This is a genomic window from Extensimonas perlucida, assembly GCF_007655255.1.
In the GTDB taxonomy this organism is placed as follows: domain Bacteria; phylum Pseudomonadota; class Gammaproteobacteria; order Burkholderiales; family Burkholderiaceae_C; genus Extensimonas; species Extensimonas perlucida.
The window spans coordinates 196,064-214,948 of the sequence record NZ_VMYE01000001.1 but is presented as its reverse complement, the minus strand read 5'-3'; the positions used below and the strand labels follow the sequence as shown (position 1 = coordinate 214,948).

Annotated in this window: 17 protein-coding genes, 1 tRNA gene and 1 pseudogene; 10 read left to right on the top strand and 9 right to left on the bottom strand. The window is 63.0% G+C overall.

Annotation, left to right across the window (positions count from 1 at the left end):
- Position 1 precedes the first annotated feature (1 nt).
- The 5 genes from FK527_RS01210 to FK527_RS01190 all read left to right on the top strand — a co-directional run bounded on the left by FK527_RS01210 (position 2) and on the right by FK527_RS01190 (position 5,446).
- Positions 2–889 carry a branched-chain amino acid ABC transporter permease gene (locus FK527_RS01210; RefSeq protein ID WP_144728857.1) on the top strand — a complete coding sequence of 296 codons (888 nt, stop codon included), beginning with the start codon at positions 2–4 and terminating at the stop codon, positions 887–889.
- Between the two features lie 158 nt (positions 890–1,047).
- A complete protein-coding gene (locus FK527_RS01205; RefSeq protein ID WP_246072614.1) occupies positions 1,048–1,968 on the top strand; it encodes a branched-chain amino acid ABC transporter permease in 921 nt (306 codons plus the stop codon).
- Between the two features lie 15 nt (positions 1,969–1,983).
- A complete protein-coding gene (locus tag FK527_RS01200; protein ID WP_144728853.1) occupies positions 1,984–2,832 on the top strand; it encodes an ABC transporter ATP-binding protein in 849 nt (282 codons plus the stop codon).
- 56 nt (positions 2,833–2,888) lie between these two features.
- Positions 2,889–4,136: an ABC transporter substrate-binding protein gene (locus tag FK527_RS01195; RefSeq protein ID WP_144728851.1), complete on the top strand. Its 1,248-nt coding sequence runs from the start codon at positions 2,889–2,891 to the stop codon at positions 4,134–4,136.
- Positions 4,137–4,195: 59 nt separating this feature from the next.
- On the top strand, positions 4,196–5,446 hold the full coding sequence (locus tag FK527_RS01190) for an ABC transporter substrate-binding protein (protein ID WP_144728849.1): 1,251 nt from the start codon (positions 4,196–4,198) through the stop codon (positions 5,444–5,446).
- An 85-nt stretch (positions 5,447–5,531) separates the two neighbouring features.
- Here the strand turns inward: FK527_RS01190 and FK527_RS01185 are convergent, their stop codons facing one another.
- From FK527_RS01185 to FK527_RS01175, 3 genes are all read right to left on the bottom strand, one after another.
- Positions 5,532–6,167 carry a TetR/AcrR family transcriptional regulator gene (locus FK527_RS01185; RefSeq protein ID WP_144728847.1) on the bottom strand — a complete coding sequence of 212 codons (636 nt, stop codon included), beginning with the start codon at positions 6,165–6,167 and terminating at the stop codon, positions 5,532–5,534.
- A 118-nt stretch (positions 6,168–6,285) separates the two neighbouring features.
- Positions 6,286–7,068: a 2-ketocyclohexanecarboxyl-CoA hydrolase gene (badI, locus tag FK527_RS01180; RefSeq protein WP_144728845.1), complete on the bottom strand. Its 783-nt coding sequence runs from the start codon at positions 7,066–7,068 to the stop codon at positions 6,286–6,288.
- Between the two features lie 26 nt (positions 7,069–7,094).
- Complete coding sequence (locus tag FK527_RS01175) at positions 7,095–7,892, bottom strand: SDR family NAD(P)-dependent oxidoreductase (RefSeq protein ID WP_144728843.1); 798 nt, start codon at positions 7,890–7,892, stop codon at positions 7,095–7,097.
- A gap of 155 nt (positions 7,893–8,047) precedes the next feature.
- Between FK527_RS01175 and FK527_RS01170 the strand changes: the two genes are divergently transcribed.
- The gene (locus FK527_RS01170; RefSeq protein WP_144728842.1) at positions 8,048–8,830 is read left to right on the top strand and encodes a DUF169 domain-containing protein; all 783 of its coding nucleotides are present in this window, start codon (positions 8,048–8,050) and stop codon (positions 8,828–8,830) included.
- Positions 8,831–8,898: 68 nt separating this feature from the next.
- Positions 8,899–10,910, top strand: a pseudogene (locus tag FK527_RS17760) (chorismate-binding protein).
- Between the two features lie 30 nt (positions 10,911–10,940).
- On the opposite strand, the gene rsgA reads toward FK527_RS17760, so the two are convergent.
- Positions 10,941–11,921: a ribosome small subunit-dependent GTPase A gene (gene rsgA / locus FK527_RS01155; protein WP_144728836.1), complete on the bottom strand. Its 981-nt coding sequence runs from the start codon at positions 11,919–11,921 to the stop codon at positions 10,941–10,943.
- Between the two features lie 74 nt (positions 11,922–11,995).
- The gene (locus FK527_RS01150; protein ID WP_144728834.1) at positions 11,996–13,312 is read right to left on the bottom strand and encodes a M48 family metallopeptidase; all 1,317 of its coding nucleotides are present in this window, start codon (positions 13,310–13,312) and stop codon (positions 11,996–11,998) included.
- A 42-nt stretch (positions 13,313–13,354) separates the two neighbouring features.
- On the opposite strand from FK527_RS01150, the gene orn reads away from it, so the two are divergent.
- The 3 genes from orn (at position 13,355) to FK527_RS01135 (ending at position 16,621) form a co-directional block, all read left to right on the top strand.
- Positions 13,355–13,981 (top strand): oligoribonuclease, encoded by a 627-nt coding sequence (gene orn / locus FK527_RS01145; RefSeq protein ID WP_144728832.1) that lies wholly within the window; start codon positions 13,355–13,357, stop codon positions 13,979–13,981.
- Between the two features lie 350 nt (positions 13,982–14,331).
- Positions 14,332–16,092: a DEAD/DEAH box helicase gene (locus FK527_RS01140; protein ID WP_144728830.1), complete on the top strand. Its 1,761-nt coding sequence runs from the start codon at positions 14,332–14,334 to the stop codon at positions 16,090–16,092.
- 229 nt (positions 16,093–16,321) lie between these two features.
- Entirely contained in the window at positions 16,322–16,621 is a 300-nt protein-coding gene (locus FK527_RS01135; RefSeq protein ID WP_144728828.1) for a DciA family protein, read from the top strand.
- Positions 16,622–16,677: 56 nt separating this feature from the next.
- On the opposite strand, the gene FK527_RS01130 is transcribed toward FK527_RS01135, so the two are convergent.
- The 4 genes from FK527_RS01130 to FK527_RS01115 form a co-directional block, all read right to left on the bottom strand.
- Positions 16,678–16,753, bottom strand: a tRNA-Thr gene (locus FK527_RS01130).
- Positions 16,754–16,814: 61 nt separating this feature from the next.
- The gene (locus FK527_RS01125; RefSeq protein ID WP_144728826.1) at positions 16,815–17,357 is read right to left on the bottom strand and encodes a ClpXP protease specificity-enhancing factor; all 543 of its coding nucleotides are present in this window, start codon (positions 17,355–17,357) and stop codon (positions 16,815–16,817) included.
- A 45-nt stretch (positions 17,358–17,402) separates the two neighbouring features.
- Positions 17,403–18,014 carry a glutathione S-transferase N-terminal domain-containing protein gene (locus FK527_RS01120; protein ID WP_144728823.1) on the bottom strand — a complete coding sequence of 204 codons (612 nt, stop codon included), beginning with the start codon at positions 18,012–18,014 and terminating at the stop codon, positions 17,403–17,405.
- Between the two features lie 103 nt (positions 18,015–18,117).
- Positions 18,118–18,876, bottom strand: a complete 759-nt coding sequence (locus tag FK527_RS01115) for a cytochrome c1 (protein WP_144728821.1) — start codon at positions 18,874–18,876, stop codon at positions 18,118–18,120.
- Positions 18,877–18,885 lie beyond the last annotated feature (9 nt).

Here is an 18,885-nt window from a genome sequence, read left to right as displayed (position 1 = left end):
CATGGATTTTTCATTGTTTGCGGAACTGGCCATCAACGGCGCACTTTCCGGGCTCATGTATGCGCTGGTCGCGCTGGGCATCGTGCTTATTTACAAGTCTTCCTCCGTGCCCAACCTGGCGCAAGGGGCCATGACCATGCTGGGCGCCTATGTGGTGCTGGCCATTGCGCGTGGCCTCGGCGTTTCGCTGTGGCTGGCCATTCCATTGGCCATGGTGGTGATGTTTTTCGTGGGCATGGGGATAGAGCGCGTAGCCCTGCGGCGCCTTGCCGGGCGGCCCGTCATCATGATTCTGATGATGACGCTGGGCATAGACATCTTCACGCGCGCGGCCGCCATGTCGATCTGGGGCAGCACGGGCGCACCCATGAACATCGGCATCAGTGACGAGCCGCTGTTTCTCGGCCCGCTGCTGATCAATCGCGCCTACGTCGTAGGGGCCGTGGTGGCTGTGGCGCTGTTCCTTGTCTTTCTGTTTTTCTTCCACACCCGCCGCGGCATCGTGCTGCGCGCCATCTCGGACGACTACATCGCGTCCTGGTCGGTCGGCATCTCGGTGGAACGAGGCATCGCCACGTCCTGGGCCATGGCCTCGGTGCTGGCCACCACGGCGGGCGTGCTCTGGGGCTCGGTGCAGGGCGTGAACCAGGGGCTGGCCTTGCTGCTGCTCAAGGGCCTGACCGTTGCCGTGCTGGGCGGGCTGGACAGCATTGGCGGCGCCATTCTCGCCAGCCTGCTGCTGGGTCTGCTCGAAGGCGTGGCCGCCGGCTACCTCGATCCGCTCGTGGGCGGCGGAAGCCGCGAACTGGTGGTTGCTGCCACCCTGATTTTGACCATCATGATTCGGCCCCATGGTTTGTTTGGCCGTCATGACATCGAAAGGATTTAAGCGCCATGATTTTTCGCCAAGCAGGTATTTTTCATACGAGTTACGCGCATGCACGGGCGGTATTTCCGCTGCCCGCAGACCGCTGGATGGTGGGATTTTTGCTCCTAGTGGCACTGCTCGCGCCCTTTACGCTGAGCTCTCTGACCCTCAACACCCACATGCTGCCCTGGCTGGTGTGGACCTCCGCAGTGCTGGGGCTCAATCTCATCCTGGGATGGGCGGGGCAATTCCACTTCGGCTACGCCGCCATCATGGGGATCGGCGCCTACACCGCCATCCATGCGGCGCGCAACAGCGTTCCGTGGGAGATCGCCATGATCCTGGGCGGGCTGATGGCCGCCGCCATTGGCATCGTGTTCGCCTTCGCGGCCTTGCGGGTCAAAGGGCTATACCTGGCACTCAGCACGCTGGCGCTGCAGTTCGTGATGGACTGGGTCATCTCGCACGTACCTGCAATCAGCGGGGGCACGCAGGCGACGTTGCAGGCACCTGCGCTCAAACTGCTGGGCCAGGCCATCACCTCTGAAGCGGGCTTGTATTACGTGGCGCTGGGGTGGTGTTTGCTGGTCACCCTTTTCATGCTCAACCTGCGTCGCACCGGCCTCGGCCGCGCCCTGGTCGCCGTGCGTGAAAAAGACTATGCCGCGGCGGTGATCGGGGTGCACAGCCTTTATTACAAGCTGGTCGCCTTCGCCACCTCTTCGTTCATCGGTGGCGTCAGCGGAGCCTTGCTCGTCTTCACCTTCTACCGTGCAGCGACTCCCGAACAGTTCGCCTTCAATATCTCCATCGAACTGCTTGCCATGGTCATCGTGGGCGGCTTGGGGAGCATCATCGGCAGCTTTTTCGGCACGGCGTTCATCCTGTTGATGCCCGGCTTCATGAACAGCCTGATCAACGGCGCGGCCAAGCTGGCCGGCGTGTCTCTCAGCGTCGAAAGCCTGGCGCATATCCCCAACGCTGTCTATGGCGCCCTGATCATCATCTTCCTGCTCGTTGAACCCATGGGATTGGGTAAGTTGTACGGCAACGTGCGCAATTACCTGCTGGTTTGGCCCTTTGGCTATGTGCGCAAATAAACAGAAAGAAAACCCATGCAAGTGACTTCCAGCCCCACTGCTGCAGGCCAGGCTGCCCCCGGAAACACCTCCGCCCCGCTGCTTTCGCTGAACAACGTCGAGGTCATCTACGACAGCGTATCGCTCGCGATCAAAGGGGTTTCGCTCGAAGTGCCGCAAGGCGGCATGGTCGCCCTGCTCGGCGCCAACGGCGCCGGTAAGAGCACGACGCTCAAGTCCATCAGCGGCCTGCTGCGCCCGGAGCGCGGCCAGGTGTCGCGCGGCGAGGTGCGCTTCCAGGGACAGAACATCGACGCCCTGGCACCCCAGGAGCGCGTCAAGCTCGGCATCGTGCACGTGCTCGAAGGGCGGCGCGTTTTCGAGCACATGACGCCTGACGAGAATCTGATCGCCGCCTCGGCCGTGCGCGGCAACCGCCAGGACATGCTGCGCAACAAAGACATGGTGTATTCCTACTTCAAGCGCCTCCACCAGCGTCGCAACGCGCAATCTGGCTACCTCTCGGGCGGCGAGCAGCAAATGTTGGCCATTGGCAGAGCCCTGATGACCCAGCCCAAACTGCTGATGCTCGACGAACCCAGCCTCGGGCTGGCGCCTTTTCTCGTGGCCGAGATTTTCGAGATCGTGCAAAACATCAACAAGAAAGAGGGCCTGTCGGTGCTTCTGGTCGAGCAAAACGCCATTGCCGCGCTCGAAGTGGTTTCCCATGGCTACCTGATAGAAAACGGCCGCATCGTGATGCACGACAGCGCCGAAGCCATGAAGAAAAACCCCGACATTCAAGAGTTTTATCTCGGCGGCGCCGAAGGCCGGAATTTCCACGAAATCAAGCACTACCGCCGTCGCAAGCGCTGGCTCACATAAAGCTGGAGAGTGCGCGCAATTTCCCGCTCATTTCAACCACCCCAAGGAGCATTGCCATGAAGTCCAGGTTTCTCACACTCGCTGCCGGTTTGGGCATGGCTATTGCAGCCATGCATTCGGCGCAGGCCGCCCCGGAAACGATCAAGTTTGCCGGCTGCTATGACCTGACCAAGTCCTATGGCTTCGTTTCTCCGCAAATTGCGCAGGCTGCGCGTGATTACGTGAAGCTCTTCAATTTGCAGGGTGGCATTGAAGGGCATCCGGTCGAAATGCTGATCCAGGACCATGGCAATGAGCCACAGCGCGGCATCGAATGCTATGAAAAAATGAAACGCGAAGGCGCCATCACGTTCGAGTTCCTGTCCACCCCGGTCTCGCGCGCCATGGTGCCGCGGGCCATGGCTGACGGCAACGTGATGATCCAGCCCTACGCCGGCCGTGGCGACGCCGTGGACGGCGAGGTTTTCAGCTGGATTTTCCCCATGGGGCCTACTTACTGGGCGCAAGTGGCCAACGACATCCAATACATCAAAAACCAATCCAAGGGCAGCCTCAAGGGGGTAAAAGTCGCCTTCATTTACCCTGACTATCCTTTCGGTCAGGAACCCATCGGCGTGCTGAAAACCCTGGCGGAGCGTGAAGGCTACGAATTGATGCTGGCGCCCCACCCCATGCCCGGAAACGACCAGGCAGCCGCGTGGACGCAAATTCGCCGCTTCAATCCCGACTGGATCATCGGCTGGAATCTGTCGAACATGCACGTGGTGGCATCGCGCGAAATGAAGCGCAATGGTATCCCTATCAGCAAATATATCGCCGTAAATTGGTTCAATGAAGTCGACATCAACAACCTCGGGCCTGAAAATGCCAAAGGCATCAAACGTGCGACCAATGTCGTGGGCGGTCAGGATCACCCACTGATTCAAAAAATCATCAAGGAACTGTACGACAAGGGCCAGGGTAGCGGCGACCGGAAAACCATGAACGACGTCTACTACAACTCGGGCCTGGCAAGCTATGTGATCGTCGTCGAAGGCGCGCGTTTGGCCATCAAACAATATGGCTGGCCGCTCACGCCCGAAAAAATGAAAAAAGGCCTCGAAAGTATCAAAAATTTCGATGCCGGCGGCTTCATTGCCCCCATCACCATCACGGCCAAAGACCACGGTGGCGGCGGCAAGACCCGTGTCGATATGTGGGACGGCAGCAAGTGGGTTCCGCAAACCGACTGGCTCTCCGCCTACAGTGATGTCGTGCAATCCATCGTCAAAAAGGAATCCGCAGAATTCGCCAAAACAAAATGACTTTTTTCATTCCAAAAAGCACCACACTCTCTTAAGTTCAATCTATATTTTTTGTTTTTATGAAACCAAAACTTCTCTCGATCGTCGCCGGCATTGGCCTCGCATTTTCCAGCATGCAATCTGCACATGCCCAATCCGCGCCCATCAAATTTGCCGGCTGCTATGACTTGACAAAGGCATATGGCTTCGTCACGCCCCAAATCGCCCAAGCAGCAAAAGATTACGCCAAAATTCTGAACCAGAAAGGAGGCATTGAAGGCCATCCTGTGGAATTTTTGGTGCAAGACCACGGCAATGAGCCGCAGCGCGGCATAGAGTGCTACGAAAAAATGAAGCGTGAAGGCGCCATTACTTTCGACTTCCTCTCTACCCCGGTTTCTCGTGCGGTACTGCCACGCGCCATGGCAGACGGGCAGGTGATGCTGCAATCCCTCGTCGGTCGTGGCGATGCGATCAATGGCGATGTGTTCAAGTGGGTGTTCCCGATCGGCCCGACTTACTGGGGCCAGGTGGCAAACGATATTCAATACGCCAAAAACCAGGCGGGTGGAAATCTGAAGGGCAAAAAGATTGCTTTCATTTACCCGGACTACCCCTTCGGCCAGGAGCCGATAGGCACGCTCAAAACCTTGGCCGAGAAGGAAGGCTTTGAATTGCTGCTGGCCCCGCACCCTATGCCCGGCAATGACCAGGCCGCGGCGTGGACGCAAATTCGGCGCTTCAACCCGGATTGGGTGATCAGTTGGAACCTCTCCAACATGCACGTCGTGGCTTCACGCGAAATGAAGCGCAACGGCATTCCCATGGACAAATACATTGCTGTCAACTGGTTCAATGAGGTCGATATCAACAACATCGGCCCAGAGAACGCAAAAGGCATCAAACGTGGGACCAACGTCGTAGGTGGTCAAGACCACCCCTTGATCCAGCAGATCATCAAAGACCTGTATGACAAAGGGCAAGGCAGCGGTGACCGCAAACACCTGAACGATGTTTACTACAACACCGGCCTGGCCATTTACGCGTCAGTGTTCGAGGGCGCACGCCTGGCCATCAAGCAATACGGCTGGCCTCTGACCCCTGAGAAAATGAAGAAGGGTCTTGAAAGTATCAAGAACTTCGACGCCGGCGGTCTGATTGCTCCGGTTACGGTGACCGCTAAAGACCACGGCGGCGGTGGCAAAACCCGCATCGATATGTGGGATGGAAAAAAATGGGTCTCTCAAACAGACTGGATATCTTCTTACCCGGACGTGATCAAGCAGATTGTGGATAAAGAATCTGCCGAATTCGCAAAAGGCAGCAAATAAGAAATGCCACGCCGGTGTGTCAGCGCCGGCGCAAAAACAAGGGGCCCGTGCGGCCCCTTATTTTTATCTTGCCTCCACAAAACCATCAAGAGGAATGATGGTGCAGCAAAATACCGTCAAACACGACCGCCGTGATCTGCTGCGCAAAATCATGGAATGAACCGCGCTTGGGGTTGTACCATTCGACCGTCCAGTTCAATGCGCCAATGACGAAAAGGCGAATGATGGTCGTCGAAGCATCGGCACGCAGCTCGCCCGCCGCCAGCGCAGACTGAAGGAGCTGATCCCAATAATCGGCGTATTCGCGACGTACCACGCGGTGTTTGGCTTTTGCACTTTCGGGAATTTGGCCATAAATGCGCATGTTCGCCGAGGTGAAATCTCCGTGGTGCAGCATGCCCCACAAGTGGCCTTCGATACCTGCGGCGATGCGGTCGCGCCAGGGCGCGTCCTTGGGCAAGGCATCGATGCGCGCGCGCACCGTCTCATAGACGATTTTGATGCCCTTGTCGAGCACCTCGCCCAGGATTTGCTCTTTCGACTCGAAGTGGTAGTAAATGCTGCCGGCCTTCACGCCTGCGGCGTCGGCCACTTCACGCAAGGTGGTGGCGGCGTAGCCATGCTGGCGAAACAAGCGCGCCGCTTCGAGCAGGATGCGCTCGCGCGTGGCATTGCCGTCCAGATCATGGCCGGCGGATTTCGAGGCGGATTTGTCGTTCATGAAAATGTCCATCGCGTGGAAAACGGATCGCGTGTTCAGACCCACCTCAAAATCATAGCGCCTATGGCAGACCCCACGCGGGAATCTGCCACATTTTCTCAGTAGTCTCTGAGGGCGCTCACTGGACCCACTTGCGGAAGTCGGGCTTGCGCTTTTCAAGGAACGCGCGCACGCCTTCTTTCGACTCGTCGGTGTTGTAGTAAAGGCTCAGCGCCTGCATGCCCAGGCTGCCGATGCCGCGAATATGCTCGGTGGAGGCATTGAACGAACGCTTGGCGATCGCGATCGCCGTGGGGCTCTTTTCGACCAGCTCGCGCCCCCACTTGGCCACTTCGGCGTCAAGTTGGTCGTGCGGCACGACGACGTTGCACAGGCCCATCGCGAGCGCTTCCTGCGCGTTGTAGCGGCGGCACATGTACCAGATTTCGCGCGCCTTTTTCTCGCCCACGACGTGCGCGAGGTAGGCCGTGCCCCAGCCCGGATCGACCGAGCCGACCTTGGGGCCGACCTGGCCGAACACGGCTTTTTCGGAGGCGATGGTCATGTCGCACAAGGTGGCGATCACGTTGCCGCCGCCGATGGCGTAGCCCTGCACGCGCGCGATCACGGGCTTGGGCACGTCGCGGATGGCGCTGTGCAGCTCTTCGATGGGCAGGCCCGCGGTGCCGCGGCCGTCGTACTGGCCCGAGTGCGCCGACTGGTCGCCGCCCGTGCAGAACGCACGGTCGCCCGTGCCCGTGAGCACGATCGCGGCGATTTTCTTGTCCCAGCCGGCCTTCATCATGGCCTGGATCATCTCTTCCACGGTCTGGCCGCGAAAGGCGTTCATGACTTCAGGGCGGTTGATGGCGATGTAGGCGATTTGCTCGCGCTCTTCGTAAACGATATCGGTATAGCTCATGTCTGTGCTTTCCAAAAATCAATACCTCAACCGATCATGCTGTAGCCGCCCGATACCGACAGCACCTGGCCGGTGACGTGGCCTGCTGCCTTGTTCGACGCCATGAAGACGACGGCGTTGGCGATGTCCTGCGGGCGCCCCACTTTGCGCAAGGGCAGAGCCTTGGCGACTTTTTCGAGCTGTTCGGGCGTGAACATGCTCTCGGCATGCGTCCACATGCTGCTACCGCCCACTTCCTCGGCCGTCGCCGGGATGGTCACACCGGGACAGACCACGTTGCAGCGGATGCCGTAACGACCGTTTTCTTTCGCGATGGTCTTCATGAAGCTGTTGATCGCGGCCTTCACGCCGCCATACACGGCTTCGCGCGGCTCGCCCTGGCGGCTGGCATCGGAGCTGATCGAGACGATGGCACCGCTGTTTTGCTTGATCATGATGTCGAGTGCATGCTTGGTGCAGTTGAGCACGCCGACGTAGTTGATGTCGATCACCTTACGCCAGAATTCAGGCGTGGTCTGGGTGAAGAACATCAGGTTGTCCCAGCCCACGTTGTTGACCAGCACATCAACGCGGCCATGCTTGTCCATCGCGGCCTTGAACAGCGCGCCGACCTGGTCGAACTGCGTCACGTCGGTTTTGACCACCTGTGCCGAAGCTGCGCCCAGCGTGCGCGCAAACTCTGCCGTCTTTTCTGCCTGGGCGGTGTCGATATCGCCAATGGTGATGTGCGCGCCTTCGCCCGCGAAAGCGAGCACGATGGCGCGGCCGATGTTGGAGCCGCCGCCGGTGACGATGACTGATTTTCCTTTGAGCTCGAGATCCATAATTGACTCCTGGCGCACGCGGCGCATGGTTGATGAAAGGCTCGGGCATTATATAGAGCTGCCAAACGATAGTTAGGTATGTTGTTAGGCCACCACCTGGTCAAGGTTTGGGCTCGCACACCGATTTATTTTTCACATTTAAGGAGACGACACACATGGAGACGACCATCGACTGGGCTGCGCTCGCGGCTGAACTCGAGCGGCTTTTGAAGCTGCGCGCCGCGCCTTTCGGCATGAAGCTGTTTCGCGAGCGCGCGCAGATGGAGGCGATTCCGAAAATCCGCCGCCCCCAGGCCATCCACACCATGGACCAGATCGTCGCGCAGGCCGCGCGTCTGGGCTGGACGGTGGGTGTGTGCGCCGAAGACCTCGTGGGCGCGCAGTGCCGCGCCGTGGTGGGCCTGGGGCGCGCCAAGGATGCGCAATGGCAGTCGGGCGAGCAAATGGTGGGCGTCTGGTACAAGACCCTCGAAGACGCCACACGCCACCAGCAGGCCATGCACTGCGTGCCCGACGGCCTCTACGAGGCGCTCGCCGTGTCGCCGCTGGCTTCGGGCAGGCTGGGAACGCCCGACATCGCGCTGTTTTACGCCACGCCGGGTGCGATGATGTATTTCATCAACGGCCTGCAGTGGTCGGGCTACCAAAAGTTCGACTGGAGCGTGGTGGGTGAATCGGCCTGCGCCGACTCCTGGGGCCGGGCGCTCGCACAGCGCACGCCAAGCCTGTCCATCCCCTGCTTTGCCGAGCGGCGCTACGGCGGCGTGCTCGATGATGAAATGCTCATGGCCCTGCCGCCAGAATATCTGCCGCGCGCGATCGCGGGCATGCACGCGCTCGCAAAAAACGGCCTGCGCTACCCCTTCCCGCAGTATTCGATCCAGCAGGACGCACGCGCGGGCCTGGCGGTGAGCTACCCCGGCGCATCTGGGGCCTAAGCATGCGCCTGCAACCGCTACTTTTTGAGTAGCTTTTAGCGCTCGCCCATAAAGCACCAGAGGCCTTTTTGACCCTAAATCTCAGCGCACTGATCGACTTTGCCGACCCGCACGACGCGGCGGCACCGCGCCTGCGCCATGCCTTTGCCGCGCCGCGCGCGCTGTGGGTGGCCCGCACCCCCGACGAGGTGCGCCCGGTGCTTACAGCCGTTGAGGCGGCGGCGCAGCAGGGCGCCTGGTGCGTGGGCTTCGTTCGCTACGAGGCGGCGCCCGCCTTCGATGCCGCGCTGGCCACGCACGCCGCCGACGGCCCGCTGGCCTGGTTTGCCGTGCACGACGCACCGCTGCCCTGGCCGGCGCAGGTGGGGTCTCCCGCAACAGTGCCGCTTCCATCCGCGCTGCACTGGCAGAGCCTGCCCGAGCGTGCCGCCTTCGAGCGCGCTTTTGCCGCCATCGCGCAGGCCATCGCGCGCGGTGAAAGCTACCAGGTCAACCTCACGGCGCAATTGCGCGGCCGCTGGCATGGGGCGGCGGGTCCGGGCACATCGTCCACGGCGTCGTCCACGGCACCATCCACCGCCACGCGCCGCGCCGCACGCGCGCTGTTTGCCACGCTGCAGCGCGCCCAGCCCGGTGGCTACGCGGCCTGGCTGGACGCGGGCGAGGAACAAGTCCTTTCTGTCTCACCCGAGCTGTTTTTCGACTGGCAGGGCGCGCACATCCTGACCCGCCCCATGAAGGGCACGGCCGCGCGCGGCGCCACGCTAACGGAAGATGCCGCACGGGCCGCGGCGCTGCGCGCATCGCCCAAGGAGCGCGCCGAGAACGTGATGATCGTGGACTTGCTGCGCAACGACCTCTCGCGCATCGCCGCGCCGCACAGCGTGCAGGTGCCGGCGCTGTTTCGCACCGAGGCGCTGCCCAGCGTGTGGCAAATGACCTCGGACGTGCAAGCGCGCGTCCGGCCCGGCACCCGCCTGGCCGACGTGTTTGCCGCGCTGTTTCCGTGCGGCTCGGTCACCGGGGCGCCCAAGGTGCGCGCGATGCAGATCATCCGCGCGCTCGAGCCCGGCCCGCGCGGCATCTACTGCGGCGCGATCGGCGTGGTGCGTCCCTCAATCATGGCGGGTGGCGGCATCCATGCCACCTTCAACGTCGCCATCCGCACCGTGGTGCTGCGCGCCGGCGAGGCCCGCTGCGGCATAGGCAGCGGCATCACGGCCGACGCCACCGCAGAGGGCGAATGGCAGGAATGGCAGCACAAACGCGGCTTTCTGGCTGGCTGCAGCCTGGCCGCCGACGGGCTTACTGCCGACAGCCCTGCCGGCGTGCATCCCGTGCCCGAACCCGAAAACGCCCGATGACCGTGAACCCCACGCCAGAAATCACCCCCCAAAAGGGCCACCCCACCGGCCCGGCTTCCAGCACCGGCCCGCAGGAGCCCTTGGCCCTGCTCGAAACCCTGGCCTTGCACGCGGGCACGCTGCGCCACGCAGAGCAGCACCTCGCGCGCATGGCCGAAGCGGCGGCGCATTTCGGCTACCCCTGGCGCGCCGCAGAGGTCGAGCGATGCCTGCAGGCGCTCGCGCAGCGCCACCCGCAGGGCCTGTGGCGCGTGCGCCTGCTGCTGGACGCCGCGGGCCAGCCGAGCGCGCTGGCGTACCCGCTCGCGCCCACCGCGCAGCCCGTGCGCCTGCAACTGGCCGCGCAGCCCTTGGTCGAGGCGCTCAGCCCCACGCAAGGCGCCTTCGTGCGCTACAAGACCACGCGCCGCGCCCATTACGAGGCGCACGCCCCCACACAGCCGGACGTTTTCGACACCGTGCTGTGGAACACGGCGGATGAGCTCACCGAGTGCACGCGCGGCAACGTCGCCGTGCGCATCGCGGGGCGCTGGCTCACACCCGCAGCCGACTGCGGGCTGTTGCCCGGCGTTGCGCGCGCGCTCGCCCTGCAGTCGGGCCAGCTGCAGGAAGCCGTGCTGCGCCGGCAAGACCTGGCACGCGTCGAGGCCTGGGCGTTCTTGAACAGCCTGCGCGGCTGGCTCGACGCCACGCTGGTGCCGGCTCGCCCCGCGTGAGGTCCCTGCGCCGCCGCTCTCGTCGCCGCATCAATACCGCCGCCGGCTCAGCTCGGCAAACAGGTCTTTATAGATTTTGTAGCGGCTTGCGCTGATTCCATCCTGTCCAGGCTGCCCTACGGCTTGTAAAACGCCGCAACCAGGCTCGTGCAAATGGGTGCAGTTGTAGAACTTGCAGGCACCGGCGTGCGCGGCGATGTCGGGCATGCAGGCCGCGAGCTGCATGGGCGCGATGTGCTGCAGGCCGAATTCCTGAAAACCCGGCGAATCGATCAAGGCCGTGCGCCGCTCACCATCACCGCAGCCATCCCCATCGACCCAGTACCAGGTGGTGCTCGTGGTGGTGTGCTTGCCTGAATTCAACGCCTGCGAAATCTCACCCGTGAGCGCGCGCGCGCCGGGCACGAGCAGGTTCACAAGCGTGCTCTTGCCCGCGCCCGAGGGGCCGAGCACGAGCGTGGTGCGGCCCTGCAGATACGGCATCAGCAAGGCGCGCACAACCTCGGGCGATTGCGTGGCGAGCGACAGCGGCAGCACGGGGTAGCGCGGCGCGTTCCCCTGCGGCGCATCCGGGTCTTTCATCGTGCGATACGGCAGCAACCGCTCCCAGGCGCGCGCAAAAGGCTCGGCCAGGTCGCTCTTGTTGAGCACGATCAGGGGCCGGATCTGCGCCGCCTCGGCGGCGATCAGCGCGCGCGCGAGCTGGCTCTCGGAAAACACCGGCTCGGCGGCGATCAGGATCAGCACCTGGTCGAGGTTGGCAGCGAACGACTTGCTGCGCAATTCGTCCTGCCGGTACAGCAGGTTGCGCCGCGGCAGCACCTCTTCGATGCTGCCCTCCTGCCCCTGGCCCGGCGCGGGCTGCCAGAGCACGCGGTCGCCCACCACCGCGAGGTTTTTCTTGCCGCGCGGGTGGCACAGGCGGCGCACGCCGTGCGCGTCCTCGACCCAGCAATGCCTGCCGTGGCCCGCGACGACCAGCCCCTGCTGCAAGGCCCGGGATTCAGCCATGGCAGGCCCACCCCGGCGCATCCAATTCAATAGCTGCTAGCGCTTGATACATCTGCGTAAAGTGGCATTTTTGCTTATAAATTAGCAGCCGGCGCCGGCAGCCGCGCGAGGCGCTCCAGCGCCGGCGGGTGCGAGTAGTTAAAACGCACATAGAGCGGGTCGGGCGTGAGCGTGGAGGCGTTGTCCTCGTGCAGCTTGAGCAGCGCCGAAGCCAGCGCCGCACCGCTGGCCTGGGCTGCGGCGTAGGCGTCGGCCTGAAACTCGTGCCGGCGCGAAAGCGCGGCCCACAGCGGCGCGAAAAAGTAGCCGAACACCGGCACCACCAAGGCAAACAGAAGCAGCGCCAGCGCGTCGTTGGGCACCTGGCTACCCGGCGCGAGCAGGAAGTTCGGGCGCACGCCCAGCCCCGTGTAAAACCACGGCTGCGTCGCCAGCCAGCCGAGCAGCGCAAAGCCCGCCAGGCTCATGGCAAACAGGGCCGCCATGCGCTTGCCGATATGGTGGTGCTTGAAGTGCCCGAGCTCGTGCGCGAGCACGGCCTCGATCTCGTCGGGCGTGAGCCGCTGCAGCAAGGTGTCGAAAAACACCACGCGCTTGGCTGCGCCCAGGCCGGTGAAGTAGGCGTTCGCGTGCGCGCTGCGGCGGCTGCCGTCCATCACGAACAAGCCCTTGGCGGCAAAACCGCAGCGCGCAAGCAAGGCCGTGATGCGCTGCCTGAGCGCCTCGTCCGCGAGCGGCGTGAACTTGTTGAAAAGCGGCGCGATCACCGTCGGGTACAGCACCATGAGCAGCAGATTGAAACCCATCCACAGCGCCCAGGCCCAAAGCCACCACAGCGTGCCCGCAGCGCCCATGAGCCACAGCACCGCTGCCGCGAGCGGCAGGCCCAGCAGCACGCCCACGAGCGTGGACTTGAGCATATCGGCCAGCCACAGGGAGAGCGTCATGCGGTTGAAGCCGAAGCGCTGCTCGACCACGAAAGTCTGGTACAGCGTGAGCGGCAAGTCGATCACGCCGTTGATGAGCGCAAACGCCGCGAGCAAAGCCAACTGCTGCAGCAGCCCGCCGCCGCGCTCGCCCACGAGCGCGAGCAGCGCCTGGTTGAGCGCATCCAGCCCGCCCAGCAGCGTCCAGCCCAGCACCACGGCCGCGCCCAGTGCAATCTCGAGCAGGCCCAGCCGCCCCTTGGCCAGCGTGTAGCCGGCCGCCTTCTGGTGCGCGGCCAATGGAATGCGCCCCGCGAAGGGCGGCGGCACCTCTGCGCTGTGGCGCGCCACATGGCGCATCTGGCGTGTGGCCAGCCAGAACTTGAGCAAAAGCTGCGCACACAGCGCCAGTGCAAACACCAGCGTGAACGCGAGCGAAGGGGAAAATGTATCGTGGTCTGCCATGCGCTGGGAGTTTACGGGCAGTTTGCAGGGAAAATCGGCTCCATGTCCCAAGCCCCCGATGTTGCCCACCCCGCGCCCGACGCTGCGGCGCATGCCACGGCCTCGCCTGCCGCCCCTGCCGCGCTGCCCAAGTCCGACCAGAACCTGATTTGGCTCGACTGCGAAATGACCGGGCTCGAGCCCGACACCGACCGTCTGATCGAGATCGCCGTGGTCGTCACCGGCCCCAGCCTTACGCCACGTGTCGAAGGCCCTGTGTTCGCAATCCACCAGGAAGACGCCGTGCTCGAGCGCATGGACAAGTGGAACAAGGGCACGCACGGCAAAAGCGGCCTGATCGCGCGCGTGCGCGCCTCCACGATCACCGAGGCCGAGGCCGAACGCCAGCTGCTGGCCTTTTTGAGCCACTACGCGCCCAAGGGCAAGGTACCCCTATGCGGCAACAGCATCGGCCAGGACAGACGCTTTCTGGTGCGCTACATGCCCAAGCTCGAGCGCTTTTTCCACTACCGCAACGTGGACGTGAGCACCCTCAAGGAACTCGCCAAACGCTGGAAGCCCGAAGCTTACGAGAGCTTCAAAAAGGCGCAAAAACACACCGCGCTCGCCGACGTGCACGAATCGATCGACGAGCTCGCGCACTACCGCGCGCATTTCTTGCGGCTGTGAATCCGCGCACGGCCTTGGGGGCGTGCAAAATTTTTCTGCAGCAAAAAACCAGTCGTGCCATAATCGCGCCCCTGCCAAGGTACAGCACCTGGGCAGTTTTGTTGCATCTCCCCTCACACTCCCGGGCCGGTACGTGCCGTGCTGCTGCCAAGGCGCCCACTGCATTCATTGCACTGCAAGGCGACACGCAGCCCCACCGCACTTGCGAATGTGCCCACCCGCGCGCCACCTAGCCGGCGCTAACCCGGCTTCCCGATTGCGCGCAGGCTTCGTTTGAAGGTGGATGTTTTTAACCACCCGTGAAGCCGTAGCAAGCCACGCTTGCTATTGTTTTTTATAAAAATCCGTCCATGACCGACACTTCGCAAGTGCGGGGCGAACGCGCCCCCGTTTCCGCCATTTCTTCCATTTCCAGCCCCGTTGCGCCCGCAGCCACAGCCTTGGCAAGCGAGTCCGCGCCCGAAAACGGCTTTGCCGCGCTGGGCCTCGCGCCCGAACTGCTGCAAGCCGTGGCCGAGCTCGGCTACACCGCGCCCACCGCCGTGCAGCAAAAAACCGTTCCGCTCGCCATGGGCAATGGCGCTGCCGCCTCGGGTTTCATCGACCTGATGGTGTCGAGCCAGACGGGCAGCGGCAAGACCGCCGCCTTCCTGCTGCCCGTGCTGCACACGCTGCTGCGCCAGCAGGCCGAAGCCCGCGCTGCACAAAACCGCGAGGCCACCGACACCGCCACACCCGGTGAAGCCGCCCCGCGGCGCGCCAAGCGCAAGAACCCCACCGACCCGCGCAACTTCAAGGCCGCCACGCCCGGTGCGCTCGTGCTGTGCCCCACGCGCGAGCTGGCCCAGCAGGTCGCCAATGACGCCATAGACCTCGTCAAGCACTGCCGCGGCCTGCGCGTGGCCAGCGTGGTGGGCGGCATGCCCTACCAGCTGCAGATCGCCAAGCTGCAAAACGCCAACCTCGTGGTCGCCACGCCCGGGCGCCTGCTCGACTTGCAGCGCTCGCAACAGCTCAAGCTCGATCAGGTGCAGTTCCTCGTCGTCGATGAGGCCGACCGCATGCTCGACCTCGGCTTCGCCGACGACCTCGCCGAAATCCACCAGCTCACCGCGCAGCGCCGGCAAACCATGATGTTCAGCGCCACCTTTGCGCCGCGCATCCAGCACCTCGCCCTGCGCGTGATGCACGACGGCGGCGCCTCGATGCAAAAGGTACAGATCGACACGCCGCAGGAAAAGCACGCCAACATCGAGCAAAAGCTCTACTGGGCCGACAACGCCCAGCACAAACGCCAGCTGCTCGACCACTGGCTGCGCAACCCGGCGATCGAGCAGGCCATCGTGTTCGCGAGCACCCAGATCGAGTGCGACGGCCTTGCCAGCGATCTGCAGCAAGAGGGCTTTTCTGCCGTGGCCTTGCACGGCGCGCTGAGCCAGGGCCTGCGCAACCGTCGCCTGATGGCGCTGCGCAAAGGCCAGGTGCAGATCCTCGTGGCCACCGACGTGGCCGCGCGCGGCATCGACGTGCCCAGCATCACGCACGTGTTCAACTTTGGCCTGCCCATGAAAGCCGAGGACTACACGCACCGCATCGGCCGCACGGGCCGCGCCGGGCGTGACGGCCTGGCCGTGACCTTTGCCGAATTCCGCGACCGGCGCAAGATTTTCGACATCGAAAACTACAGCCGCCAGCCCATCCAGGCCGCCGTGATCCCCGGCCTGGAGCCCACGCAGCGCGCCCCGCAACCGAGCCGACCCTACGGCAGTGGACGCGATGGGCGCGACGGACGCCATGGCCGCGACGGCCAGGAGCGCAACGGTTTCGCGGGCCGCGGCCAACGCGGCGGCCCCGCGCGCGGCCAGGCGGCGCGCAATGACTTCGAGCCACGCTCCCACGGCCCACGCCGCGACGGCGAAGGCTACGGCCACAAGTCCGGCTTCGGCGATTTCAGCGGTCACGGCCGGGGCGATTTTGCGGGCCGTGGTGCCGGCAAAGGCCCTGCGCGCGCCGATTTTTCGGGCCGCAAGTCGGCTGCCCCCACCGCCAGCCGTGGCAAAAGCTTCGTACCCCACATGGCCCAAGAAGCCCGCAAGCGCCCCGCACGCTGAGCGTTTGCGGCGCCGGCGCCACCCCGACCCGCCGCGCCCGTCGCGCCGGGCCTCTGGCGGGTGCGACCATGCCCCCTGCGAAGTCAGGGACGTCGGTCTCACCCCGCCTCACCCCGCCCATTCGGCCGGATAGCCGCAAGCGCCGTGCCGCCCACAGAAAATCTGCCACTACCGCGCATTGCAGCGGAAAATACCCTCATCGCTCCACGCTGCCCGCACCTGTTCCGCTATGCGCCGCCATTACGCCGTTACTTTGCAGCAAGCCAGCGAAGAAGCTCCCAAGTTGGCCCAATTGATGGAACTTGCGCGCGATTCGAGCGCACGGCTCGGCGCCATCAGGACATTGGTCCCTGCAGCATTGCACGGCAGCCTGCAGGCCGGCCCCATCGACGGCGCCAACTGGTGCCTGATCGTGCCCAACAATGCCGCTGCAGCGAAACTGCGCCAGCTCATTCCGGCCTTGCTTGCGCACTTGCGCAGCCAGGGCTGGGACGTGAACACGATCCGCATCAGGATCAAAGAGCGTTGATGCACCAAAGGAAAAGGCCGCTAAGAACAAACACTTAGCGGCCTTTTTTGCTTGGATGGTGCCGATTGTCGGATTCGAACTGACGACCTACCGCTTACAAGGCGGGTGCTCTACCAGCTGAGCTAAATCGGCGAAGGCATGATTTTACTTGCAAATAGCGCCCCAACTGGTCAAAAAAGGGGCGCGTTGGCTCTCACTTGATGCGCTTGAGCGCAGGACGCGCCGCACCGCCCGGCGGACGGGGTGGATCGGGGGAATCGTCACCGTCTTCTGCATCATCGCCTGTCGAAGCTTGCAGCGGCACGAGTTGCACCACGCGCTCCTGCGTGTTTCCATCGGTGCCCAGGGGTGCAGCGCTTGCGCTGCGCGCGGGCTTGGGCGCAGGCGCTGCTTGCGTCGCCTCGGCGGGGCTTTGCATGGGCGGCGGAAATGCCATGCCCTGCCCGTTTTCGCGCGCATAAATAGCGACGACGCGCTCCACGGGCACCATGATGTCGCGCGGGCGGCCACCGAAACGGGCTTTGAACGTGATCAGGTCGTTGCCGAGCTGCAAACTCCCTGTCGCGTCATAGCTGACGTTGAGCACGATTTCGCCGTCTTTGACGTATTCACGCGGCACATCGACCGTGGCATCGACACTCACCGCAAGGTAGGGCGTGAAACCGCTGTCCGTGCACCATTCATGGATGGCACGGATCAGGTACGGGCGCGTGGAGTGGGATTCCTGGGAAATCATGCAGAGCACCTGTCGAAAGGACGGGTTCGATGGAGTGGCCGGGTTTTACTTGCGCATCACCTTCTCGGACGGAGTCAGTGCCTCGATATAGGCCGGACGCGAAAAGATGCGTTCGGCATACTTGAGCAAAGGAGCAGCATTTTTGCTCAGCTCTATGCCGTAATAGTCCAGGCGCCACAGCAGCGGCGCAATGGCGACGTCGAGCATGGAAAAATGCTCTCCCAGCATGTATTTGTTCTTGAGGAACACCGGCGCAAGTTGCGTCAGACGGTCGCGGATATGCGCGCGCGCTTTTTCCAGGTTTTTCTCATTGCCCTTGGTGGCGCGCGACTCGAGCGCGTGTACGTGCACGAAGAGCTCTTTTTCGAAATTCAGCAAAAACAAGCGCACGCGCGCACGATCGACCGGATCGCCAGGCATCAGCTGCGGATGCGGAAAGCGCTCGTCGATGTATTCGTTGATGATGTTCGACTCGTACAAAATCAGGTCGCGCTCGACCAGGATGGGCACCTGGCCATACGGATTCATGACGCTGATGTCTTCGGGCTTGTTATAGAGATCCACATCGCGGATCTCGAAATCCATGCCTTTTTCGAACAATACGAAACGGCAGCGATGCGAAAAGGGGCAGGTCGTACCTGAATAAAGCACCATCATGATGTAGCGGCTCCTGAAAATCAAAAGAGTGGGACACCCGCAAAGCGCCCACTCTGTAAAAACTGGTACACCCCGCGCGGGGTGCAGCCACTGTATTTGAGGCTTACTTCACGTTTTTCCAATAGGCGGCATTGAGCCTCCAGGCCAAGACCGTGAAAAACGCCAGGTACAGCAGCACCCAAACGCCCACGCGCGTGCGGGTTTTTTGCGCAGGCTCGCCCATCCATTGCAGGTAGTTCACAAGGTCGGCCACGGTCTGGTCGAATTGTGCTTCGGTCATCGTTCCAGGAGTTAATTGTTCCCAACCCTTGAAGACTTCCGTGGTGTGGCCATGGCTTTCGACCTCTTCGTAGATCGGCTTGCGCTGACCCTGCAATTGCCACAAAGCGTGGGGCATGCCGACGTTCGGGAAGGCCAGATTGTTCCAGCCCGTGGCCTTGGTGTCGTCGCGGTAGAAGGTGCGCAGGAAAGTGTAGAGGTAATCGGCCCCGCTGCCGCCGGCGCCAGCGCGTGAACGGGCGATCAGGGTCAAGTCGGGCGGATTGGCGCCGAACCATTCCTTGGCCTGGCGCGGGTCGATCGCGGCCTTCATGGTCTCGCCCACCTTGTCGGTGGTGAACATGAGGTTGTCCTTGATCTGCTGCTCGGTCAGACCGATGCCGCGCAAGCGGTTGTAGCGCATGAACGCGGCGGAGTGGCAGCCTACGCAGTAGTTGGCGAAAATCTTGGCGCCGTTTTGCAACGCACCGAGGTCGGTGGTTTTGTCAGGAGCCTTATCCCAGGCCATGGCGTTTTCACTCGCCTGGGCGGTACCTGCCGCCAAGCCAAGGGCGGCGATGAGCGTGAGAAGGATTTTTTTCATGGTGTTCGT